Annotated in this window: 28 protein-coding genes; 13 read left to right on the top strand and 15 right to left on the bottom strand. The window is 68.7% G+C overall.

The window, feature by feature from the left end; translation table 11 throughout:
• The first annotated feature begins 27 nt into the window (after positions 1-27).
• A complete protein-coding gene (locus GM656_RS17105) occupies positions 28-666 on the top strand; it encodes an METTL5 family protein (protein ID WP_162414910.1) in 639 nt (212 codons plus the stop codon).
• A 65-nt stretch (positions 667-731) separates the two neighbouring features.
• On the opposite strand, the gene GM656_RS17100 is transcribed toward GM656_RS17105, so the two are convergent.
• The gene (locus tag GM656_RS17100; RefSeq protein ID WP_162414909.1) at positions 732-2,402 is read right to left on the bottom strand and encodes a rhomboid family intramembrane serine protease; all 1,671 of its coding nucleotides are present in this window, start codon (positions 2,400-2,402) and stop codon (positions 732-734) included.
• Between the two features lie 128 nt (positions 2,403-2,530).
• Positions 2,531-2,950, bottom strand: a complete 420-nt coding sequence (locus tag GM656_RS17095; RefSeq protein ID WP_162414908.1) for a DoxX family protein — start codon at positions 2,948-2,950, stop codon at positions 2,531-2,533.
• Positions 2,951-3,086: 136 nt separating this feature from the next.
• Here GM656_RS17095 and GM656_RS17090 point away from each other — a divergent pair, with 136 nt between their 5' ends.
• Positions 3,087-3,446, top strand: a complete 360-nt coding sequence (locus GM656_RS17090) for a winged helix-turn-helix transcriptional regulator (protein WP_162414907.1) — start codon at positions 3,087-3,089, stop codon at positions 3,444-3,446.
• An 88-nt stretch (positions 3,447-3,534) separates the two neighbouring features.
• Entirely contained in the window at positions 3,535-3,861 is a 327-nt protein-coding gene (locus GM656_RS17085) for a hypothetical protein (protein WP_162414906.1), read from the top strand.
• Here GM656_RS17085 and aglJ read toward each other — a convergent pair.
• The 7 genes from aglJ to GM656_RS17050 form a co-directional block, all read right to left on the bottom strand.
• Positions 3,858-4,904, bottom strand: a complete 1,047-nt coding sequence (gene aglJ / locus GM656_RS17080) for an S-layer glycoprotein N-glycosyltransferase AglJ (protein ID WP_162414905.1) — start codon at positions 4,902-4,904, stop codon at positions 3,858-3,860. The two genes, GM656_RS17085 and aglJ, sit on opposite strands and share 4 nt — an antisense overlap.
• Positions 4,905-5,206: 302 nt before the next feature.
• Positions 5,207-5,866, bottom strand: a complete 660-nt coding sequence (locus tag GM656_RS17075; protein WP_162414904.1) for a hypothetical protein — start codon at positions 5,864-5,866, stop codon at positions 5,207-5,209.
• Positions 5,863-6,477: a hypothetical protein gene (locus GM656_RS17070; RefSeq protein WP_162414903.1), complete on the bottom strand. Its 615-nt coding sequence runs from the start codon at positions 6,475-6,477 to the stop codon at positions 5,863-5,865. Before GM656_RS17070 ends, GM656_RS17075 begins: the two co-directional genes overlap by 4 nt.
• A gap of 73 nt (positions 6,478-6,550) precedes the next feature.
• Entirely contained in the window at positions 6,551-7,465 is a 915-nt protein-coding gene (locus tag GM656_RS17065) for a metal-dependent hydrolase (RefSeq protein WP_162414902.1), read from the bottom strand.
• A gap of 67 nt (positions 7,466-7,532) precedes the next feature.
• On the bottom strand, positions 7,533-8,066 hold the full coding sequence (locus GM656_RS17060; protein WP_162414901.1) for a mechanosensitive ion channel domain-containing protein: 534 nt from the start codon (positions 8,064-8,066) through the stop codon (positions 7,533-7,535).
• Between the two features lie 45 nt (positions 8,067-8,111).
• The gene (locus tag GM656_RS17055; RefSeq protein ID WP_162414900.1) at positions 8,112-8,426 is read right to left on the bottom strand and encodes a DUF7116 family protein; all 315 of its coding nucleotides are present in this window, start codon (positions 8,424-8,426) and stop codon (positions 8,112-8,114) included.
• 85 nt (positions 8,427-8,511) lie between these two features.
• Positions 8,512-8,751 (bottom strand): DUF5816 domain-containing protein, encoded by a 240-nt coding sequence (locus tag GM656_RS17050; protein ID WP_162414899.1) that lies wholly within the window; start codon positions 8,749-8,751, stop codon positions 8,512-8,514.
• A gap of 72 nt (positions 8,752-8,823) precedes the next feature.
• Here GM656_RS17050 and GM656_RS17045 point away from each other — a divergent pair, with 72 nt between their 5' ends.
• The gene (locus tag GM656_RS17045) at positions 8,824-10,182 is read left to right on the top strand and encodes a bifunctional metallophosphatase/5'-nucleotidase (protein WP_162414898.1); all 1,359 of its coding nucleotides are present in this window, start codon (positions 8,824-8,826) and stop codon (positions 10,180-10,182) included.
• A gap of 32 nt (positions 10,183-10,214) precedes the next feature.
• The gene (locus tag GM656_RS17040) at positions 10,215-10,658 is read left to right on the top strand and encodes a universal stress protein (RefSeq protein ID WP_162414897.1); all 444 of its coding nucleotides are present in this window, start codon (positions 10,215-10,217) and stop codon (positions 10,656-10,658) included.
• Here GM656_RS17040 and GM656_RS17035 read toward each other — a convergent pair.
• Positions 10,655-11,686: a mechanosensitive ion channel family protein gene (locus GM656_RS17035; protein WP_162414896.1), complete on the bottom strand. Its 1,032-nt coding sequence runs from the start codon at positions 11,684-11,686 to the stop codon at positions 10,655-10,657. The genes GM656_RS17040 and GM656_RS17035 overlap by 4 nt on opposite strands.
• A gap of 77 nt (positions 11,687-11,763) precedes the next feature.
• Between GM656_RS17035 and GM656_RS17030 the strand changes: the two genes are divergently transcribed.
• Entirely contained in the window at positions 11,764-12,510 is a 747-nt protein-coding gene (locus GM656_RS17030; RefSeq protein ID WP_162414895.1) for a proteasome assembly chaperone family protein, read from the top strand.
• A 125-nt stretch (positions 12,511-12,635) separates the two neighbouring features.
• The gene (locus GM656_RS17025) at positions 12,636-12,827 is read left to right on the top strand and encodes a hypothetical protein (RefSeq protein ID WP_162414894.1); all 192 of its coding nucleotides are present in this window, start codon (positions 12,636-12,638) and stop codon (positions 12,825-12,827) included.
• Positions 12,828-12,923: 96 nt separating this feature from the next.
• Here the strand turns inward: GM656_RS17025 and GM656_RS17020 are convergent, their stop codons facing one another.
• A complete protein-coding gene (locus GM656_RS17020; RefSeq protein WP_162414893.1) occupies positions 12,924-13,775 on the bottom strand; it encodes a translation initiation factor eIF-2B in 852 nt (283 codons plus the stop codon).
• Positions 13,776-13,872: 97 nt separating this feature from the next.
• On the opposite strand from GM656_RS17020, the gene GM656_RS17015 reads away from it, so the two are divergent.
• The gene (locus GM656_RS17015; protein WP_162414892.1) at positions 13,873-14,307 is read left to right on the top strand and encodes a type IV pilin; all 435 of its coding nucleotides are present in this window, start codon (positions 13,873-13,875) and stop codon (positions 14,305-14,307) included.
• Positions 14,308-14,322: 15 nt separating this feature from the next.
• On the opposite strand, the gene GM656_RS17010 is transcribed toward GM656_RS17015, so the two are convergent.
• Positions 14,323-15,417, bottom strand: a complete 1,095-nt coding sequence (locus tag GM656_RS17010; protein WP_162414891.1) for a DoxX family protein — start codon at positions 15,415-15,417, stop codon at positions 14,323-14,325.
• A gap of 24 nt (positions 15,418-15,441) precedes the next feature.
• A complete protein-coding gene (locus tag GM656_RS17005; RefSeq protein WP_162414890.1) occupies positions 15,442-16,368 on the bottom strand; it encodes a DUF502 domain-containing protein in 927 nt (308 codons plus the stop codon).
• Between the two features lie 89 nt (positions 16,369-16,457).
• Between GM656_RS17005 and GM656_RS17000 the strand changes: the two genes are divergently transcribed.
• The 5 genes from GM656_RS17000 (at position 16,458) to GM656_RS16980 (ending at position 20,942) form a co-directional block, all read left to right on the top strand.
• Positions 16,458-16,937, top strand: a complete 480-nt coding sequence (locus tag GM656_RS17000) for a GNAT family N-acetyltransferase (RefSeq protein ID WP_162414889.1) — start codon at positions 16,458-16,460, stop codon at positions 16,935-16,937.
• Positions 16,938-17,013: 76 nt separating this feature from the next.
• The gene (gene priS / locus GM656_RS16995) at positions 17,014-18,192 is read left to right on the top strand and encodes a DNA primase small subunit PriS (RefSeq protein WP_162414888.1); all 1,179 of its coding nucleotides are present in this window, start codon (positions 17,014-17,016) and stop codon (positions 18,190-18,192) included.
• On the top strand, positions 18,189-19,133 hold the full coding sequence (locus tag GM656_RS16990; RefSeq protein WP_162414887.1) for a DNA replication complex subunit Gins51: 945 nt from the start codon (positions 18,189-18,191) through the stop codon (positions 19,131-19,133). Before priS ends, GM656_RS16990 begins: the two co-directional genes overlap by 4 nt.
• Positions 19,134-19,247: 114 nt before the next feature.
• Entirely contained in the window at positions 19,248-20,423 is a 1,176-nt protein-coding gene (locus tag GM656_RS16985) for a hypothetical protein (RefSeq protein WP_162414886.1), read from the top strand.
• 90 nt (positions 20,424-20,513) lie between these two features.
• The gene (locus tag GM656_RS16980; RefSeq protein ID WP_162414885.1) at positions 20,514-20,942 is read left to right on the top strand and encodes a hypothetical protein; all 429 of its coding nucleotides are present in this window, start codon (positions 20,514-20,516) and stop codon (positions 20,940-20,942) included.
• A gap of 10 nt (positions 20,943-20,952) precedes the next feature.
• Here GM656_RS16980 and GM656_RS16975 read toward each other — a convergent pair whose 3' ends face one another.
• Complete coding sequence (locus GM656_RS16975) at positions 20,953-22,053, bottom strand: S1C family serine protease (RefSeq protein ID WP_162414884.1); 1,101 nt, start codon at positions 22,051-22,053, stop codon at positions 20,953-20,955.
• A 71-nt stretch (positions 22,054-22,124) separates the two neighbouring features.
• On the bottom strand, positions 22,125-22,640 hold the full coding sequence (locus GM656_RS16970) for a DUF21 domain-containing protein (protein ID WP_162414883.1): 516 nt from the start codon (positions 22,638-22,640) through the stop codon (positions 22,125-22,127).
• Positions 22,641-22,718: the final 78 nt, after the last annotated feature.

Raw genomic sequence — 22,718 nt, 5'->3', positions numbered from 1 at the left:
TTGCATGAATCTGGCGTATGGGCGCTGATGCCGACAAAGAGCGCGCTCGCCCAGCAGCTCGCCGTCGTCGCTGGGTTCGACGACCCGCGGGCCAGTCTCGAACAGTACCGGACGCCGCCGGACTTGGCGGCCCACCTCGTCCACACCGCGGACCTGCAGGGCGACGTTCAGGACCGGACGGTCGTCGACCTCGGCTGCGGGACCGGCATGCTGGCGCTCGGAGCCGCGCTCCGGTCGCCGTCCCGGGTCGTCGGTCTCGACATCGACCCCGCACCGCTGTCGACCGCCCGTGACAACGAGCGCAAGGTCGGGTCGACCACGTCGGTCTCGTGGGTGCGCGCGGACGCGACGGCGGCACCGCTGTGTCCGCCCGTCGACGAGACGACGGTCGTCATGAACCCGCCGTTCGGCGCGCAGTCGGACAACGAGCACGCCGACCGTCGCTTTCTCGAAACCGCGGCGGCCGTTTCGAGCGTCTCCTACTCCGTCCACAACGAGGGGAGCCGCGAGTTCGTCGAGGCCTTCGCCACGGACAACGGCGGCGAGGTCACCCACGCCTTCGAGACGGAGTTCGATCTCCCTCGGCAGTTCGACTTCCACGAGGACGAGCGCCGGACCATCACAGCCGAAGTCTACCGGATCGACTGGGGCGACAGCGGCCGATGATCGACTGGGCGACAGCGGCCGATAACAGTCAGTGTACGGTCGAGTATCGGACGGGACTCATCGGTTCAGCGGCTCCGCTCGCGGTCGCGCTGTCGCCGCTCCGCGACCTGGACGCGCGTCCCGTCGGTCCGCGCGTACAGCCGCGTCCGGTTGCGCTCGAACGTGAGCCCGCCGATGGTCGCTCGCGTCATGTTCGCCGGGAGCGGACCGCGGCCGACCGTCTCGTTGCCGTCGGTGACCGCGATGTCGAAGCCCCCTTCGCTCGCCGACAGCGTCACGTTCCGCCCGTCGAGTATCACGTCCGCCGTCGACGGTTCGGACGTGTAGACCGTCCGTCGCTCGCCGCCGGCCGGCCGTAGCTGCACCCGATAGACGCTCTCGTTGCCGAGCACCGACCAGTCGGTCCGCGTCGCGTGCACTGACGAGCGCCACGTCGGCCCGCCGACGGTCACGGTCTCGCGGCCGTCGACAGCGAGCCGACCGGGCTGGACGGCGACGATCCACACCTCCCGCTCGGCGCTGGCGACGATGACGCCGCTCGCGTTGACCGAGACGCCCCCCTGCGTCGGGTACCAGATGTTCTCGAAGTAGCGGTTCGGCACGTCCTCGTCGTAGGTGACGGCGTAGTCTCGCACCTCGACGCCGTCTTCGGGCAGGTCGTCGGCCTGCAGGTCGACGACGTTCGTCGGGACGGACGCGACACAGAGTGCGCCCAGCGCGACGACGATGACGACGCCGGCGAGCGACGCAGGTCGGCGGTCGAAGCTCGGGACCCTCGGGCGGTCGGCGTCGAGCGTCACCGCCGCGGTCAGGAACGCGAGGACGAACACCAGCGCCGCGCCGAGGAAGCGATACAGCCGGAACCGGCCGCCGCCGAGCGGGACGTACACCGCCCAGAGCCCCTGAAAGACGGCGAAGACGAGCGCCGCGAAGAACACCCGCGGCGCGCTGGGACGCTCGTTGCGGTACCACAGCAGGCCGGCGGCCACGACGATGCCGGCGAGCAGGCCGATGGCGTGGCCCTGGATGGCGACGTTCGACCACCAGGGCGTCACGAACCGGGTCTGGCCCGACGCCGTCGACACCGGATACCGGAGCGCCGAGTACAGGAGGTCCACGACGCGGCTCCCGACCAGCGCGCCGAGGAACAGCGTCGGCCGCGTCACGAGCGCGAACCCAGCGAGGGCGAACACAACGCCCGAGAAGCCGACGACTGGCCCGACGGCGAACACCGCGGTGTAGACGCCGACGACGGACAGGACGACCGGGACCGCGAGGATCCGTGCAAAGGGATTCGTCCGCAGGGACGTGAACGTCTGCGCGCCGCGCTTTCGGGGGTAGTGGCCCCAGACGTACTCGGCCACCGACCCGTACACCAGCGTCCCCACGAGGTTCCCGGTGACGTGGCCCTGACCGCCGTGGGTGAAGGCCCCGGTGAGCATCCCCAGCGGATAGAAGTACGACCACGTCCGGAACGGCGTGACCAGCGGGTTCCGGGGGTACCACCACGCGCCCTGGACGAACAGATACACGGCGAGGACGCCGCCCATCGTCAGCAGCGTCCCCCATGGAACGCCGAGAAGCAGTCGCGCCCGAAGCGCATTGCCGGGCCGGTCGCCGGCGATTCGACGGACGCCGAGGAGGACCGCGACGACCACGGCGAGGACGACCAGTTCCTGCCACGGCAGCCACGCTGGCGGCGTCGGCAGCGCGTCCGTCGGCAGCGACTGGATCATTCACGCTCAGTTCAGGTACGGGACGGCTTAGGAGTGACGGCGGACGGCGGTCGAGTCGGCGGAAAACAGGCACTCGCGACCATCCCGACGACGGTCGACAGCGAACGTGTCCTCGGGACGGTGGCCGCCTAGACGAGACCGATGCCGACGCTGTAGGTCCAGGACGTGCCGGCGACCGCGAGCACGGCGAGCGCGCCGCCCGCGAGGGCGACGTTCTTCAGGAACTGCGTCAGTTCGTCCTGCGTCTGGTCGTCGGGAACGGCCCAGAAGTCGTGCATCGCGACGGCGGAGCCGACGAGGAACGTCGCGAGCGCGCCCGCAGCGACGACCGGATAGATCCCGAGGACGACGAAAACCCCGCTCACGGCGAGCAGGCCGCCGCTGCCGTAGACGGCCGCGGTCGGGGCGGGGAGACCCTTCGCCTCGGCGTAGGGTGCCAGCTGCTCGGCGCTGCTGAAGTGGTTCAGGCCCATGAACGCGAGGACGCCGCCGAACAACACGCGGGCGACGAGGAACAGTTCGGCCGCGCCGGCGGTCTCGAACGCCATCAGGCGCTCACCCCCGCGGCGTCAGCGGTTTGAGAGCGGTACAGCGAACCGAAGTATTGCGGTTTCATTACGTTACTTGGTTCGAATCCGAACCTATATATCGCTTCCCGGACAATGGAGACACCAGGTAACACCGATGTCTTCGGAAGTATTCACCGACGCGGCGAAGGAGGAGGAAAAGAGCGGTCCCTGTGCGGTCGTGAAGTCTCTCGACCAGATCGGCTCGCGCTGGCGGCTCGTCGTCTTGCACCAGCTCCGGAACGGCGAGCACCGCTTCAACGAACTCAAGCGGGCGACCGATGCCAGTTCCCGGACGCTCTCGCGGGTCCTCGACGACCTCCAGGAGATGGATTTCGTCGACCGCCGTCTGGAGGAGGACGCGCCGGTCGCCACGTACTACCGGCTGACGCCGAAGGGGGAGTCGCTCTGTCCCGTGTTCGAGGAGATCGAGACGTGGGCCGACGAGTGGCTGGCCGACTGCCAGCGCGAGGCCTGAAGCGGCGTTCGTCGGTCGATAGCGCGTCGGCTCCGGCGCTCGTCCGACAACACAGATTTTTCTATCCCCCGGTCCCACCTCTCTCACAATGGGAGTACGGCCACCAGCCGACAACAACGACGAACCGGACGTCATCGAGTTCGGTATCGCGGCCCTCGACGACCGCCTCTCGGACGTGGAGATCGACTATCCCGCGACCGCCGACGAGGTCCGCGACGCCGCCGGTCACGTCTCGGTCCCGTTCGACGCGTCGGGACACTCGATGACCGTCGCCGAGGCGCTCTCGGAGGCGAACGCGACGCGGTTCGAGAACGAACAGGACCTCCTGAACGCCCTCCACCCCGTGTTCGAGCGCCGACGCGAGGCGACCCGGAACAGCCTGCTGTCGCAACTGCGCTCGCTCGTCCCGTTCTAACGCTGGTCGTCCGTCCCCGTCGAAACGGTCGTCTCCGCCGAGGACGTCTTCGATTCCGTCACCGTCTCCTCCGTCTCGGCCGCGTCGTCGAAGGCGTCACCCGCCCACTCCTCGCCCTGTGAGAGCGTGACGGCGATGTCCTCCAGCCGGCGCGTCTGCTCGCGGTTGACCGCGACGAGCATGTCCGACAGCACGCCGAACATCAGGAGCTGAATCCCGAGCAGGATGCCGAAGGAGCCGACGACGGCGATGACCTCGTGTGAGGTGCTGTTGACGACCCAGTCGTAGGCGACGAACGCGCCGAGCGCCAGCCCGACCGTCGTGCTGGCGATGCCGACGCTCCCGAAGTAAAACAGCGGGTTGTTCGTCTTCGCCATCTGGTACAGCGTCAGGATGATGGTCGCGCCGTCGCGGAACGGACGGAGGTTCGTGTCGGACTCGTCGGGCCGGGGCTGGTAGGTGATGGGGACCACCGCCGTCGAGATGTTGTGCTTGACGCACTCGACCGCCATCTCCGTCTCGATGCCGAAGCCCTCCGCCGTGAGGGAGCTCCGGAGGAACGACTCGCGGGTGAACGCCCGGTAGCCCGAGAGGATGTCGGTCAGGTTCCGGCCGTGGATGACCTCGAAGGCCTTGTTGATGATCCGGTTCCCGAACTGGTTCAGCCGCGTCATCGCGCCGGACTGCATGTTCGCGAAGCGGTTTCCGATGACGTGGGCCGCGCGCCCGGACAGCAGCGGCTTGAGCAGGCGGTCGGCCTCGTCGGGCCGATAGGTCGCGTCGCCGTCTGCCATCAGCACGTAGGGCTCGTCGACGTGCTGGGCCACCGCCTCCCTGACCGCCTGGCCCTTTCCGGACCCGGTCTGTTCGACGACGCGCGCGCCGGCCGACTCGGCGATATCGCGCGTCCCGTCGGTGGAGCCGCCGTCGATGACGAGGACGTTTGGAAACCCCTGCTCCCGGAAGCCGGAGACGACCGACTCGATGGTCTCGGCCTCGTTGTACGTGGGCAGCAGTACGCAGACGTCGTCTCGGTCGGCCATTGCCCCAACGTCCGCCACGCGGCCTCAAATAAATACGGATACGCTCTCAGACGAATCGCCGTGGGTCAGTTCCGTCCCGACCGGCCGCTGTCAGCGGTCGCGGCGGGACGCGGTCGCGTCGGCCCGTCTCACTCGTCGCGGCGCTCGCTCGTGTGCTCCCAGACCTCCGCGCAGCCGCAGCCGTCGTCGATGTCCGCCAGGTGCTCGTAGTCGTCGGTCTGGGTTCGTTCGGTCATGGTTACTCGGTCTGCGAGTAACTAATCGCCGCCATCTACAAATAGATTCCGGCGAACCGGTCAGTGTCATCCCGCCCGTCGTTCGAGCAGCGATTCGACGTGGCCGACCACGTCAGTGAGGTGGGCCGTGCCCCAGATGGCCACGACGACCGCGCCGACGGTGTCGAAGACGAGGTCGAGCATCGTATCGCTGAGGCCGAACTGCGTGAGGATGGTGTCGCTGCCGATGGCTTCGGCCGACAGCGAGATGGCGAACTCGATGACCTCCCAGAACACGCCGAAGGCCATCACGAACAGGAGGATGAACACGAAGGTAAAGCGCGGCGGGAGGTAGATCTCCTCCGAGTGCTCGTCGAGGGCGCGGACGGTCGTGTAGCCGACGGCGGCGACGACGGACGACGAGAGCGCGTGGGTGAGATGGTCCCACCACCAGATCGTGACGTAGAAGTTCTCCTCCGCGCCGGGGAGGCCGGCGGTCCCGAGCGCGTGCAGGAAGACGGCGGCGGTGATCCAGAGGGTCAGCGCGGGGTCGAGCGCGATGCCGTAGTCGCGTTCGAGCACCGGCGGCAGCTGCGTGACGGCGATGCCGACGGCGGAGTTGACCATGATGCCCGGATTGCCGCGCTCCAGACCGACGGCGAAGATGCCGACGAGCGCGAACGAGAGGACCCGAGAGAGCCGTCGTTGCCAGACGGTGCTCAGACCGACGCGGTCGCGGACCCTCATGCGTCGGCCTCCACGGCGACGCGCTCGACGCCGATCTGTCGTCGGACGTAGTACGCGAAGACGACGCCGGCCCCGACGCCGGCGATGGTGGAGGCGACGAACTCCCACATCAGGTCCTCCTCGATGGCGTGGTCGGACAGCGCCGGGTCGAGGAGGAACGTCGTCCCGAGGGCGAGGTCGGCCGTCCAGCGGACGACGGCCCACGCCCCCGCTGTGGCCATCGTGGCGATGGCGACGAAGACGACGGCGAACCGCGGCGTCATCCGAACGGGCGTGAACACGTGGAGTTCGACGGAGACGATGAGGGCGATGGCGGCGACCGAGAGGTACGTCGCGAGGTTCCCCGTGGCCGGGAGCGTCGCGAACACGCGCCCGACGACGGGCAGAGCGGCGAGGAACAGGATCTCCCAGGGGAGCATCGCGTAGCGGTGTCGGAGCAACACCGGCGGTAAGAGCGCGAGCGCCGCGACGGCGCCGGCGAATCCCATCCACAGCAGGTCGCCGCGGACGAAGCTCCAGCCGGCGACGGCGACGAGCAACGCCACGACGAGCCAGGCCGCGGCGGCGTTGACGCGCTGGTCGCGAAGCAACTGGGTGACGTCGCCTTTCATACCCTTAGGGGTGACGGCAGTCAAAAAACGCTGTCGCAACGGTCGGGCGAGCGCGTCGCGGGACCGGCGCCGCTCACAGCGCGCCGTAGGCCATCGCGTACGCGAGCGCCGCGACGGTCACCGCCGCCAGTCCCGTCACGAGCGTCTCCAGCCAGTCGACGCCCCGGCTGAACGGCCGCACCGGCGCGCCGACGACGCCCAGCGCGAGGACGCTGAAGACGAAGTGCGCCGACCGTTCGAGCGTCGGGGCCGGCAGGAAGATTGCGGCCGCAGCGTACCCCAGCCCAAGCGCCGCCCGCGGGCGGACGAGGCCGGTGAGCGTGAAGCCACGGAGGTGGACGTACGTCCGAACGGCGAGCCAGACGGCGGCGAGTTCGATGGCGAACGCGGCGAGCAGGTGCGTCGTCGGGTCGGGGTGTAACACGACGCGCTCGGCGACCAGCGTCACGTCGAACGGGTAGAGGAACGGCGGTGGGCCGCCGGTGAAGAGGTCGCCGAACGGGTGCGAGAGCAGGCCGAGGAGCGCGACGCCGGCCGTCGCTCGGGGGCCGACATTCTGCCGCCGCGCGACGGTCGCGACGCCGAAGCCGGCGACGACGAACACGGCGGTGACGAACCCGCCGACGAGCCCGCTGTAGGCCGCCCCGACGGCGACGAGCGAGACGCCCACGGCCGCCGAGAGAGCGCGAGTGTGGACCGAGTCGACCGCCCAGAGCCCGGCGGCGACGGCGAGCGCCGCGCCGAGGACGAGCGAGTGCGTGGGCCCGCGGTGGACGACGTTCGCGGTCTCCCAGAACACGTCGGGCGTCAGCGTCCCGACGGCACCGACGACGAGGCCGACCGGCGCGTAGACGATGTCCACGTCGGGCACGGCGGCGAACAGGCCTGCGAACACGGCTAACTGGAGCGCGCGCTCTCGGGAACAGCCGAGTTGCCTCGCGCCGAGCGCGGCCAGGGCGAACGCTAGCAGCGCGTGGCCGACGAACATGCTCGTCCGTACGATGTCGACAGGCTTAAATATCGCGTGTCAACGGATAGCGGGTCGCACCGGGGCGTCAGGAGCCGGACTCGACCTTCGTCCAGCGTTCCTCGATGCCGGCGTTGGCCCTGACGACCGTGTCGCCGTCCACGCGGAAGCGGGTCTTGCGGAGTTCGATGGCGGTCACTTCGCCGGTGGTGTCGCCGACGGTCACGGTGTCGCCGGGGTTGAAGTCGGGGTCCCGGAGCAGGTAGACGCCGGCGACGGCGTCCTTGATCATGGCCGAGAGCGCGTAGGAGACGCCGAGCGCGAGGAAGCCGGTGGCCGTGCCGAGCGAAGCCGCGATGGCGGTCAGGCCGACGATGGAGAGAAAGGAGAGCGCGACGCCGAACCAGAGGAAGACGAGGACGATGGTGGCGATGAACTGCCGGTAGACCGGGGCCTCGCCGGGGAGCGCGCGTTCCAGCGCGGCCCGGACCACGGTCATCACGATCTTGATTCCGAGTGCGGCGATGGCGAGGAAGGCGAACCCGGTGATGATGGCCGGGAGCGCGTCGAGGACGTTCGCGGCTAACTGTTCGAGCGCGCGGTTGATGACGCCGACTTGCACGCCGGGTACGTCGGCGGAGAGCCTCCTAAGTGTTGGCGTGTGCCGTTACGCGGTGATCTCGCCCGGCCGGCGGAGGACGTCGTAGTCGCCGTCGTCGCCGACGCCGATGACCGCCCAGTCGTACCCGAGGTCGCGCCGGTCGAGGCGGCGACAGAGCCCCCCGGCGTCGGACCGCCGTGTGACGAAACAGCGCAAGTCGCCGTCCTCCGGGACCGGGTCCTGTGGATCGACCACGGAGACGGTGACGACCCGCCATTGGTGCTCGGCTCGCAGTTCGGTACCAGTGCGCGACACGGTGTATCCGAGGTCGTCGAATATCGACCGGGCCTGCTCGTCGAGTGATGTGGTAACGGCCCCCATCTGTCAGCCCGTACCAGGGGCTATCGCATAAACGTTCCTACTCGACAGATGGTCGACAGTACCCGCGCGAGCGGTCGGGTGGCGGCTACTCGTGAGCGGCGTCCCACTCCTCCGCTTTCCGGAGGTTCGAACAGTCGTTACAGCGGATGCGTCCCATCGAGTCCATCGCGTTGTTGAACGTCTCGCAGTTGCCACAGAAGTAGCCCCAGCGCCGTTCGCGGTTCTCGTCGAGGTAGACGACGTAGAAGGGGCCTTTGGTGCCGATGTCGCCGTCGCTCCTGTCGACGTACAGCGTCGCGCCGTCGGGTCCGTCCATCGCGTCCATACCCCGACGTGACCGCCCAGCGGCTAAATCACTGCGGAAGTCATTTGTCGATCCCGGCCCTGGTAGTTCGGTATGAGTCCGCGCCTCGTCCACTACTCGGACGTCGAGAAGGCCTACGACACGCCCGAGCGCATCGGACGGTTCGCGGGGACCATTGCCGCGGCGGACGGCGCTGACGCCCTCCTCGTCGGGACCGGCGACAACACCGGCCCCGGCGTGCTCTCGCTCGTCACCGACGGCCGACAGTCCCTCGACCTCTTCACCGCCGTGTCGCCGGCGTTCGAGACCTTCGGCAACCACGATTTCGACCACGGTCTCGACGCCACGCGGCGCGTCGTCGCGCAGTCGCCCCAGACCTGGCTGACCGCCAACGTCGAGCAGGACGGCGAGCGGTTCGCGCCGCGTTTGACCGAGTCGTGGGCGACCCGCTCCGTCGACGGCGCGCGGATCGGGTTCGTCGGCGTCACCGATCCCGACACGGCGTCGGCCAACCCGCAGGCTGAGACGCTGTCGTTCACAGACCCGGTCGCCGCCGTCGCCGAGGCCGCCGACGCGCTCCGCGACGCGGGCGCGTCGCTGGTCGTCGTCCTCTCGCACCTCGGCCGCGGCGACGACGACCTCGCCCGGGCCTGCGACGTGGACGCGATCCTGGGCGGGCACGTCCACGAGCGCCGCATCGACCGCGTCGCCGGGACGCTGCTCACCAGACCGGGTGCCAACGGGGACGCGGTGGTCGAGGTCGATCTCGGCGGCACGGAGCCGACGGCGAAGTTCCGCGAGGTGGCCGACGGGCCAGTCGACGAGCGAGTGAAGACCGCGGTCGAGAACCGCCTCGCCGAGGCCGGCCTCGACGAGGTGGTCGGGCACGCCGACGAGCCGCTGGACCGGAGCCGCGAGACGACCTACGGCGGCGAGTGCCGGCTGGGGAACCTCGTCGCCGACGCCTACCGCTGGGCGACCGGCGCGGACGTGGGGCTCCAGAACAGCGGCGGGCTCCGGAACGACACGGTCCCGCTCGCCGGCGCGCTGACCGTGGCCGACATGGTCTCGGTCGTCCCCTTCGAGGAGCCCCTGACGGTCGCCGAACTCACCGGCGCGGAACTGCGGACGCTGTGTCGCCAGGCCAGCGGCCGGCGGGTGCGCTTCGGCGAGCCCGACTGGTGGCACGCCCACCTCAGCGGGGCCGAGGTGGTCTGGGACCACGAAACCGACACGGTCGAGCGGCTGGCCGTCGACGGCCGGCCGGTGCGCGACGACGAGACCTACACCCTCGCGACGAGCAACTACCTCTACTACACGACCCAGGAGTTCCCCGTCCTGACCGAGTCTCACCGGGTCGAGGTCGCGTCGGTCCAGTACGAGGCGCTCACCGACTACGTCAGGGCCAACGGGGTCGACGCTCCCGTCGACGGTCGGGTCCGCTGTCGCTAGCGATTTAACCCTCGCCGTCGAATCACTCGTCGATGCCACAGGTCGTCGTCCCGGTCAGGTACCCGCTCTCCGAGAACTCCCGCGCCACGCTCGGGAAAGCCATCCAGCTCGCCGAGGCGGAGGACGCTGACCTCACGGTGCTCCACGTCAACCTCTATCAGAACAGCCACCGCGTCAAGCGGACGGAACTCAAGCGCGCCGTGGAGGAGGCGTTCGGCCACCTCCCGCGGACGCGGTACGTCGTCCGCTCGGGGATGCTGGTCGAGGAGACGATCCTGGACGAGGTCGCCGCACAGGAGGCCGACGTCGTCGTCATCGGGAGCAAGCAGGTGAGCCGCTGGCGGGAGATGATCCGCCGGCTCGTCAGCGACCCCGACGTGGAACAGTATCTGCGCGAGGAACTGGACTGCGAGATCGTCACCGTCACGCCGGAGGACGCGCCGACACAGCAGTCGACGGGCTCCTCGGAGTCCTAACTGTCCGAGAGCGGGCCGTCGCGGTCGAGCGGGTCCGTCGGATCGAGGTTCTCGACGCCGTTCCCCCCGGTGAGCGAGACGTTCATCTCGCCGCTGGTCTCGTCGAAGTACAGGTGCGAGTGCGGGTAGGCGATCTCCACGTCGGCCTCTTCGAGCCGTCGCCAGACGTTCGTCTGGACGCGCGAGCGGGCGGTGAGGAGCTTGTACGGTTCGGTCACCCAGTAGCGCAGCGTCAGCAGGACGCCGTGGTCGGCGAACTCGTTGATGTACACCGTCGGTGCGGCCGGATACCGGGCCGCGCCGACGCGGATGTTCGGGCCGCCGCCGATGACGTTGTCCACCTCGCGTGCGGCGTCCTCGATCAGCTTCCGCGCGGCCGGGATGTCGCTCTCGTAGGTGACGATGATGTCGAGCGAGAGCCGCGTCCGGGAGTCCTCAGCCGAGTAGTTGACCACGTCGCGCTGGCGCATCTCGCCGTTGGGGATGACGAGGAAGGTGTTGTCGAGCGTGAACATCTTGGTGTGTCGCAGCGTGATGTCCTCGACGAAGCCGCGCTGGCCCCGGTCGGCGAGTTCGACCATGTCGCCGATCTCGTACGGCTGATCGGCAAGCAGGAACACGCCGGAGACGATGCTTCCGACGATGGGGGCAAGGACGACACCCACCACGGCCGAGAAGATCGCGACGGAGAGCCCGATTTCCGAGAGCCGGAGCCCGTAGATGTTCAGGACGGTCAACAGCGCGAAGACGTACACGCTGACGCGGATGCCCCGGAGCGCCGTCCGGGTCAGGCTGGGCCGGCGAAACCGCTGTGCCACTCGCCGGCCGAGGAGCCGAACGAGGACGCGAGACACCACGATCGCCAGCGCGATGACGACGAGCGAGCGCCCGATGTTCGCGGCCCACATCGGAATCTCGAAGGGGAGGAGACCGCCGATGTCGGTCGCGACGTCCGTGGCGGTCGCCGTCGCCGCCTCGGTCGGCGTGGGTGACGAGGTCTGTAAGGGCCAGACGGGACCGGAACGCATGGCACACGTTCGACGCCGCCGTGAGAAAAGGGTTCCCCTCCCAAAACGCTTAGCCGCCGGCGGCCGTCTGGTCCGCCATGTCGTCGGACGAGACACAGCGAGTCAAGATAGCGTTGACCGACGAGTGCCCGCCCGTCGAGACGCTCGTCGTCGGTATCTCCGAGTACGGACTGGCCGGCCTCACGGCGGTCGACTACCTCGCCGACCAGCGCTCGATGCGGCAGGTCGGTCACCTCCGCGGAGGCGGCCCGCCCTCTATCGCGCCGTTCCGCGACGGGACGCCGCGGCACCACACGCGGCTGTACGCCGACGAGGACGAGTCGCTGGCCGTGCTGGTCGGCGAGCGGTTCGTCGCCCCGCCCCTCGTCGAAGACGTAGCCGAGGCGGTGCTCTCGACCGGCGAGGACCTCGGCGTCTCGAACGTCACCATGCTCACGGGCGTACCCGTGGCCCACGGTCCCGAGGACCACGTCCCCTTCTACATCGCGACCGAAGACTATCAGGCGGCGTTCCTCTCGGAGACGGACATCAGGTCGATGGGGAACGGCTTTCTGGAGGGCCTGAGCGCCGAGCTGGTCACGCGCGGCATCAGCGACGACAGCCTCGCGACCGGCGTGTTCACCACGCCGGCACACCCGCAAGCGCCCGACGCCGCCGCCGCGATCAGGCTGGTCAAGGCGCTGAGAGCGACTCACGACATCGCTGTCGATACCGGGCCGCTGGAGGCGTTCGCCGCCAACGTCGAGGCGCACTACCAGGCGCTGGCCGAGCGCCTCGAAGCGGAGGCAACGGATAGCATGCCAGATGACCGCATGTACATGTGAAGAACGGGTAATGAACCGAACATCCAGTTTGGCACGGTCTATCACCACAGTATCTCGCGAATGTGCGTGAATAATCAAACAGTCTGCCGACACATTTTTCCGTCGCCGGTGCGTTCTTTTCTCCAATGACTTCCACCGAAATCTACGCCTGCGGCGCGGTCGAGGCGGACCCCCCGTCCCGGACGCGCTCGAAGTCCGCACTGTTCTGTCCCGACTGCGAATACGAGGGCCCGATCGACGGGTGGACCGTCGAGCAGTCCGACGGAGATCGGACGGTTCGCTGTCCGAACTGCGGAACCGACGTGCAGCACCGATAGCGGCGTCCAGTCCCCGAGCGCCCTTCCAGTCACACCGCTTCTTCCGGCGGATTTTCACTGTCCTCGCGAGCGTAGCATCCGAAAAGCCCGGTGTCGTCAGTACTCGTGCGTCGCCGCGTCGGTGACGACCGTGTCGAGGAGGCGCGTCGGGGTGGCGTCGTAGGCCGGATTGGCCACGTCGAACCCCTCGGCCGGCTCTCTGAGGACCTCCGACGGCGAGCGGTACTCGTTCTCGAACCCGAAGGCTCCCTCGACGTACTTGGCGGCCGAGCCGACGACCGTCACCGGCACGTCGTTGTCGGCGGCCGTCGCGGCGATGGGGTACGTCCCGACGCGGTTGTACAGCGTCTCGTCGACGATGCAGTCCATCCCGACCAGGACGCGGTCGACCTCGGACATGAAGTGGCCGGCCGCGCTGTCGACGAGGAGCGTCACGTCGACCCCCTCGCGTTCGGAGAGGTGGCGCGCCATCTTCCGGCCGATGAACCGCGGCCGGGACTCGGTGACGTACACGTCGAAGGAGTGGCCCGCCGCCACTGCGTTGTCGATGGTGGCGAGGACGGTCGAGGAGAAGTCGTGGGTCAGCAGCGCCCCGTCGTCGGCGATGACCGAGGCCGCCCGCTCGGCCGCGCGGTCCTTCGCCGACTCCACCGCCTCGATGACTGCGTCGATGGCGTCGAGCGTCAGTTCCTTCGCGGCGGCGACGTCGGTCGGGTCGGCGTCCGAGACCGTCTCGACGATCTCGACCTGGGTCGTGTACAGGGAGGCGTGCGACGGGTTCGCCCGGCGGAGCGCGCTGCTGTTGCGGTCGAGCGAGCGGAGGTAGTCCTCGACGGTCGGGTACTCTCGGTCGGTCAGCACACGGAGCGCCCGCGCGGCCTTGACCGCGACCACGGAGGAACTGTGCGTCTGCATCTCCGAGATCTCCTCGACAGTCTCGTCTATCATGTGGGTGGCTGTGACCCGAACCGGCATGTGTCTTCCCCTCGCCGTCGCGCCGCCGAATGACATTTAACGCCGTCTCACGTTGGGGCGACACACGGCCATGGGACGGTTCAGCACTGACACGGCGGGGATGTCCGAGAACATCGGCGTCGCGGCGCTCATCGGACTGACGCTGCTGGTGACGGCCATCGTCGGGCTGAACGTCCTCGTCATCGACGACGACACCGGCGGACCACAGGCCAACTTCACCTACGACTACGTCAGCCAGAACGAGTTGCTCATCGTCACGCACCAGCGCGGCGACGAATTCCCGGCGGGCGACCTCGAACTCGAAGGCCCCGCGGCGACGGTGACCTGGGCCGAACTCGCCAACCGAGAACCGAGCGCGATGATCGGTCCCGGGGACCTGGCACAGTTGAGTAGCGGCAACGCCTACGGTAGCCGAGTAAGCGCTCGCGACACGGTCACGATCTACTACAACGCGAGCGGGAGCCAGAACCGCACGCAGCTCGACCAGTGGTCGGGCGCGAACTGACCACGGCGGGCCGCGTCAGTCGGCGGTGACGGCCGACTCAGCGTCGCTGTCTGCCGGCCGACCGAACCACTGATCGAACGAGAGCGGCCCGGCCCCCATCGTGAACACGGCGGAGGCCATTCCGAACAGCGTGACGTGCGCCAGGACGGGGTCGTCCGGAAGCCCGAACAGGGTCGTCGTGAACAGCACGAACGAGGTGGCGGCGGCACCGCGCGTGAGGAACCCGGCGATCAGCGCCACACCGACGAGCATTTCGGTGAGCCCCGCTCCGACCACCCACAGCCCCGGATCGACCGGGACGACCGCGGTGAGATCGTACTTCTCGACGACGAGCAGCGCCTGGCCGGGTTCGGCGAGCTTCTGGAACAGCCCCAGGTAGACGAACGTCACGCCCATGCCGACCCGGACGACGACCGGGACGTATCGTCGGTACGGTTCGGTCGCCGCGTCGAGGAACGACTTCAGGTGGTGAATCGGGTCGACGCGGCCGTAGTACGTCCCGTCGGTGCTCGCGACGCGCTGGAGGATGTGGTCGGCGCTGGGCCGGCCGCCCCCGAGGACCAGCAGCGCGAGAAACGCCGGGACGTACTCCATCGCCAGGACGACCCCGACGTCGACGGTCAGCGCCCACGCGAACGTCAGGAGGGCGACGGTCGTGACGATACGGGTCGCCAGTCCGAACAGGAGCAGGAATCCGAGCCCGATGAACAGGACTCGAAGGGCGGGGTGCGTGGCGGTGTCGAACGTCACGGTCGGGGCGAACAGGTACCCCTGGAAGCCGGCTCCGACGAGGGGCAGACCCACGCTGAGCCGGAGCATCCACGGGACGAGGTCGGCGTAACCGACGAGGGTGTCACGGAGGACGACGATGTCTTCGACCGTGGGTCGTACCCGGAGGTACACCGCGAGACCGGCGACCGTCGCGAGTCCCGAGACGCCGACGATGGCCGCGTTCACCGGATTCGCGAGGACGGACAGGAAGAAGGCCAGCGCGTCGAGCGCCGCGCCGGGGCCGTCCGTCACGTAATCGACGTGTGCCGACGCGGTCGCGGGACCGAGCGTCAGCGCGAGTGTGGCGGTGCCTGCGGTGACCAGCGAGCGGCGATCCATACCTGATGATTCGCGTCGGAGACGCTAATCCTGTTCGTCTTCGCGCCGCAGGTCCGACGGCGTGTCCGTGTCGTCGCCGAGCGTCTCGCCGTCGCCCTCGCGCCTGCTGACGGCGTCCGGCGTCTCCGCGTGCTCCGGGTCCACCTGATCGATGTACGCCGCCCAGCGGTCGTCGGGGTCGGCGTGGGCTGTCGGCTCTCGGCCAGACGGGTCCCGGTCGAAGGTCGCTTCGTCGGGGTGGTCGGCGGTCACCGAGGACCGCGAGGTCCCGATGGGACGCTCGACGCTCCCCTCGCCGATCGCGACGCCGCTCGTGACGATGGACTGGACGCCCTCCTCGACGGACATGTCCACGTCGTAGACCCGCTCGTTCGAGACGTGGATGACGTACCCGCCCATCACGGGGTTGGGAGCCATCGGCATGAACAGGGTGACCATCTCGCTGTTGCCGGTCGCCGAGCGGATGGTCTCCGGCGTGTTCGCCGTGACGAACGCGATGGTGTAGGACCCCGGTGTCGGGTACTCGACGAGGACCACTTCCTGAAAGCTCTGCGTGTCGCTGTCGAGCACCATCTCGCTCATCTTGTCGAAGCTGGTGTACAGCGACCCGATGGCGGGCAGTCGCTTCACCGTCGATTCGAGGAACAGTTCGATGCGGCCGGGGCCGGACCGGCGCTCGGCGACGAACCCCACCGCGAACACCCCACAGAGCAGGACGAGGAACGCGACGAGTTTCAGGAGCGCCGTCGAGGTCTGTGCGGGGTCCGCACCGGACAGGCTCACGAGAAACCGGACGACCGGGTCGAGCACGCCGGAGAGCGTGTTGACGACGACTCCGACCACGAGCACGGTGACGAGCAGGGGAATCGTCAGGGCGAACCCGCTGACCATCGACTGGCGGACGGAGGTTCTGACGGTGTCGGTGGAGACCCGGTCACGCGCGTCGCTCATGCAACAGTCAACTATTCCGGTGTCGGAAAAAGCTGTACCCCTTGCACAGGCGGTGGAATTATATCCACGCCCCCGCTAATCCTACGGCAGTGAGCGTCAACATCGAAACAAAAATCGTCGACCGGGGCAGCGACGAGCACGTCGGCGAGGCGTGGGACCTCAAGGAGAAGATCCGAGAGTCCGACGGGGTGCTGCGCCAGCGACGGGGGTTCTTTCGCGACGCCTACCGACGGTCGACCACCTACCTCTACACCGACCGGTCGAGCGACCGGCTCGTCGGATTCGCGGCCGTGCGTCGCGACGGCTACATCCTCTTTCTCGCCGTCGACGAGGAGTACCGCGGCCACGGCTTTGGCAAGCGCCTCGTCGCACGCGTCGCCGAGGACTACGGGAGCGTTACCTGCCACGCCCGGGCGACGAACCGCGAGGCGCTCGGGTTCTACCAGCACATCGGCTTCGAGATCCGCCGCCGCATCGACAACTACTACGAGGACGGCGGCGACGCCTACTACCTGAAACTGGGCGAGGACTCGATCAAGGACAAGCTCTCGAAGTACCTGCCCGGCTGAAAGGGGCAGCACTCCGTCCCCCTCCGGCGTCCCGACAAGGAACGCTTTTCACGGGTAGCCACAAACGAGGTAGCCGATGGAAGAGCGGACCCGCGCGTACCTCCGCGGCCGGTTCGGCGACCACTACCGGCGGGCGTCGGTGACGCCGCCGCCGGCCGCAAACGAACGCGAGTGGGGGTTCATCCCGTGGACCGAGGGCCCCGGCGAGACGATGGTCCGTCACCGGTCGCTGCTGGACCTCGGCGAGATCGAGGACTTCCTCGGACGGAAGAAGCCCCGACACGTCTACTTCTCCGCGGGCCGCTACGACGACCCGAGCGCCTCGACGATGGCCGAGAAGGGCTGGCGCTCCTCGGACCTCGTCTTCGACCTCGACGCCGATCACCTGCCGAGCGTCGTGCTCGGCGAGGACAGCTACGCGGAGATGCTCGCGAAGTGCAAGGACGCGCTGTTGCGACTCCTCGATTTCCTCGAAGACGACTTCGGCTTCGACGACATGACCGTCGTCTTCTCGGGCGGTCGCGGCTACCACGTCCACGTCCGCGACGAGCGGATCCGCCACCTGGAGCGGGACGCCCGCCGTGAAGTCGTCGACTACGTGCGCGGCATCGGCCTGGAGTTCGACGAGCTCGTCGACGAGGAGTCCGTCGCCGGCACGGCCGGCCGCTCCAGCCCGGCGCAGAAGCGGACGCTGACCACGGAGGGCGGCTGGAGCGCCCGCGCCCACCGACACCTGCTCTCGTTCGTCGACGACCTGCTCGACATGGAGGAGGACGACGCACTCGAGCGGCTCCAGTCCTACGACGGCATCGGCGAGGGGAAGGCGACGGCGGCGCTGAACGCGGCGCGCTCGAACTACGAGCAGCTGGCGGCCGGCAACATCGACGTGCACCCGGCCGTCTACCAGCTCGCGCAGGTCGTCGTCCACGAGGTCGTGGCCGCCGACAACGCTCCGATCGACGAGCCGGTGACGACCGACACGAACCGCCTCATCCGGCTCCCCGGATCGCTCCACGGCGGAAGCGGGCTCGAAGTCCAGCGCATCGAGCGCGACAAGCTCGACGCGTTCGACCCGCTGACCGACGCGGTCCCGGAGACGTTCCGGGGCCACGAGATCGCCGTCGAGGTCACCGACGGCGGTCCGGTCGAACTCGGCGGCGATAGTTTTACACTGGAGGCGGGTAATCAAACCGTACCAGAGCACGTGGGCGTGTTCCTGATGGCTCGCGGTCGAGCGGAGAAGGGGAAGGAATGAATCTAGACGAACTGCAGTCCGTCCAGTCGAGAGAGCGCCAGACCGACCAGCTCCAGCAGCTGCGCGCGACGTTTTACGAGGAGGCGGGGCAGTTCATCCAGCAGCTCCGCGACGAACGCGAGCGCGCGGCCGAGCGCGCCGACGACCCCTTCGACTCGCCCGAGGTCAACCGCCTGACCGACGACATCAAGACCGCCGAGCAGACCGTCGAGGCGGTCTACGAGCGCCGCGTCGGCAAGATCGTCAAGATGGCGTCGCTGGCCGCGGCGGACATGCCCACCGAGGACGACGGGCTCACGCGGGAGGAGCGCGACCTGTTCGAGACGATGGTCACCGCCATCGAGTCCAACCGCTCGCACGTCCTCGACGTGATCGCCGGCGAGGCCCCGACCGGTGCGGTGGGCGACGGGGAGTCGACGACCGACGACGCCGCGAGCGACCAGACGCCGACTGCGGACCAGTCCGGCGACCGAACCGCGGACCCGACTCCCGACCAGATGCCGGACGCGGTGCCGGAACCCGAATCGAGAGACGGGACTACGACGAGTCCGGAACCGAACGTGGACGCCGCCGATATCATGGGCGGCGGCGACGGTCGAGCGGCCGACACCGCCGGCGATCCCACTGAATCTGACTCGGCGACCCACCCGTCCGAACAGGACCCGGCCCGACCGGCCGAGGAAGGGGCGGCAGCCACCGGGACAGCCGAAGCGCCACCGCCACCACCGCCCGAGGACCCGGACGCTGCCCCACCGAAGGACGCCGCCGGCGGGACGCCCGACGCCATCGAGCGAAAGACCGTCCGCATCACCGACGACGTCGGCGAGATCTTCGGCGTCGACCAGCGCGAGTACGACCTCTCGGCCGACGACGTGGTGACGCTGCCGGCCGACAACGCCGACCCGCTGGTCGAGCGTGACGCCGCCGAACCACTGGAATAGGCCGTCTGCGAACGCTTCAGTCCGTTTTCACGATCCGACAGAGCTCGCCGTGAGATCCGACAGTAGCGGGCAGCGTCAGCTATAATGTAGTGCAAATTATATTACGTCAGTATCATGAGCGCGGTTCGAACGGTGGTACTCGCCGCCGTCGTAGTCCTCGCTGGGTGCTCCGGGTTCTTCGGAGAGACGACGGAGACAGCGACTCCGTCCGAGACGGCGTCGGGGGGCGTCCCGCCGGCGGAGACCGAGACAGCGGCGGCGACGGCGACACCGAGTCCGACGCAGACGCCGCAAGGGACGGTACCGGAAACTGACTCTCCGAGCGGCGATCAACGGCTCGCGCCGGGCATCACGCGCGACGGCATCGTCAACCCCGTCGAACTGATGAGCGCGCACCAGCGCGAACTGCTCGCCGCGGGCTACGAGATCAATCAGACCGTCGTCAGCACGTACAACGGGTCCGTCAGCAACCGACTCGTCGTCCACACCACCGCGGGGCCGGGCGGCGAGATTGCCTACCAGAACGGCACGTCCTACGGGTACGACTTCGACGGCAACGAGAGCGTCACCGGCAACGCCGTGTGGCTGAACACGACATCGATGGTCACGAGACACGTCAAGGCCGGGACCACGACCTACCGGGTCCAGCCGCGTCTCTACCCGCCGGAGTCGCTCATCTGGTACAGCGGGCTCCAGCGCGACATCCAGTTCGCCGCCGACGAGTACGAGGTGACGAGCGTCGACCGGCGAGACGGCGTGCGCGTCGTCACGCTGGAGGCGTCGATCGACCGGGTGGCCGGCGACGACATCGACGACACGACCTCGACGCTCCGAATCGACGAGAACGGCGTCATCAGGGACGCGGAGACGGAGGTGAACTACGGCACCGGAAACGTCTATCACACGTACTACGCGGTCGAACAGGTCGGCTCGGAGCCCCCGGAGCGACCCGCCTGGCTGGACGCCGTCCCGCCGAGCGCCTCGCTCGACGTGGGGATGGACGTGTTCGGCTTCGACGAGACCAGCGTCGAACTGGTCCACACCTACGGCGACGCCGCGCCCGCCGGCTCGATCGTCACGGTCGTCTCCAACGGGACGCTGTACGAGGCCACGCTGGACGACCCGTTCCGCGGCGACACGCTGTACCTCTGGGTCGACGCCGACGGCGAACTCCGGGCGACGGCCGACCGGCCCGACTCGACCGCCGCCCGCGAACTGGGACCGGTGGTGACGGTCACCGTTCGCGCGCCGGACGGCGGGGAACTGTTCTCGACCAGCCTCGGCCGCTGACAGCGACACGGGTCCAGCGAACGGCTCCCGCCTCCCGCCCGTGACGGAACGGCGTCCAGTTTCTTATCCTCGCTTGACATACCCGTCGGTATGAACAGGTACCTCCGTGTCTTGGTCAGTCTGGCCCTCGGCGTGGTTGCGTTCGTCGTCACGACCGTCGCGGTGACGGCCGGTTTCGAACCACAGATCGAGTTCTCGCTGCTCATCGGGCTCCCGATGGGCGTCACCGCCGGTCTGACCGCGTTCTTCGCCGGCTCCGTCCTGCTGTGGTATCGGGACCGGACGGCGGCGGGCGCGGTTTCCGGGCGCGCGGTCCGACTGCGAGCGGCCGCGCTGGCGGCCGTCGCCGACTTCCTCGCCGTCGCCGCCGCCGGCGTCGGCCTCTACGTCGTCGCGAGCGACAGCATCGGCATCGGTCTGCTGGTGGCGGGACTGCCCGTGACGGTGGTGCTCGCCGCCGTCGTCGGCTACCTCGTGGCCGGCCGCGACCGCGACAGTCGGCGCGGATTCGGAACCTGACCCGAGCGTCTCACGGCTCCGGTCGCGAGCCGAGCGTGAGTTCGACCGTCCGCTCCGCGCCGTCGCGCTCGACGAGCACGTCGATGGTGTCGCCCGGGCTGGTCGAGAGCGCGAGGAAGCTGGCGAGCGCCTGTCGGGTGGGCGTCGGCGTGTCGCCGAGCCGGCGGACCACGTCACCGCCGACTGGGACGCTCGTCTCCGAGACGAGTTCGGTGCCACTGGAGCCCCGCAAGACGCCGTCAGAGGGACCGCCCTCGACCACGCGGTCGATATAGACGCCCGACGCGGGGTCGAGGTCGTTCGCCCGGGCGACGAGCGGCGAGACGCTCCGGAGGCCGACGCCCATGTAGGAGTGATCGTAGTCGCCGCTCGTGATGAGCGCCGGAACGACGCGCTGTGTCAGCGGCGCGGAGATGGCGAACGCGACGTTGTCGCCGCCGCCGGCGTTGATGACGCCGACGACTTCGCCGTCGAGCGTGACGAGCGGGCCGCCGCTGTTGCCGGGGTTGACCGGCGCGTCCGTCTGGACCGTGTCGGCGATGGAGAAGTTGTTCGCGCCTTCGAGCGTCCGGTCGACGCCGCTGACGATGCCGGCGGTCACCGAGCCCGAGAGGCCGAACGGATTCCCGATGGCGACGACTTCGGTCCCGACGGGCGGTTCCGTCTCGACGAACGAGAGGGGCGTCACTCCCGCCGGCGGCGCGTCGATCCGTAGGACGGCGAGGTCGCTGTACACGTCCGCGCCGACGACGGAGACGGACCGCCAGCCGGTGTCCGAAAAGCGGACGGAGACCTCCGAGCCGCCGGCGACGACGTGCTGGTTCGTCACGATGTGCTCGCCGTCGACGAGAAAGCCGCTGCCCTGGCTGGCGCTCCCGGCGTCGGTGTAGACCCTGATCGAGGCCACGGCGTCCACGACCTGTTCGTAGACGGCCGTGTAAGCGCTTTCCGGCTGCGTCGATTCGCCGGCCGACGGCGACTGGTCCGCGTTGGTCGCCTGATCGCCGGCGGACGACTCGGCCGGTGACCCGGGGGCCTGACAGCCCGCCGTGGCGGCGACGGCTCCGCCGAACGCGCCGAGGAGTCGCCGGCGCGTGAGTGACTGCTTCATACCGGACCGTCGCCCCTGCCGGCGAAAAAGCCACGGTTCCGAACACCCGCCCGGCGACTGGTGGCCGCTGATCAGTCCACGTACGGCTTCTCGATGTCGCTCTCGACGGTGAGGACGACGCTGATTCGACGCGTGATGCCGTCGAGGAGCGAGATGACAGGCGAGAGGAGCCGCTCGGTCAGGCGAATGGGTGTCGAAACGGTGAGCGCCCAGTACTTCGCGTTGCCGAGGCCGAAGGCCTTCGGGACGATCTCCCCGAAGACGAGGATGAGGAAACTGGTGAACAGCGTCGTCGCGACGACGGCCGGGCCGGCGGGGAGGTAGGTGGTCACGATAACGGTCACGATGCTGGAAATCGCGATGTTCACGACGTTGTTGCCGGCGAGGAGCGTGACGAGGAGTCGGTGGGGATCGTCGGATAGCTCTTTCAACAGGCGGGCCCGACGGTCGCCCGTCGCGGCCTGTTCGTCGATCCACCCTCTCGGGAGCGAGAAGACGGCCGTCTCCGAACTCGAGAAGAACGCGCTCAGACAGAGCAGGACGACGAGCGCTCCGCCCCCGACGACGGCGAGTGACAACGTGCTCATAGCCACAGTACAGACAGCCACGCCATCAATGTGGCGCGCGGCCGGCGGCATCGCCCTCGGGACGCCCTGACCGTTTCG

Source organism: Haloarcula salina, assembly GCF_010119195.1.
GTDB lineage: Archaea > Halobacteriota > Halobacteria > Halobacteriales > Haloarculaceae > Haloarcula > Haloarcula salina.
This window is presented reverse-complemented; position numbering and strand designations above follow the sequence as displayed.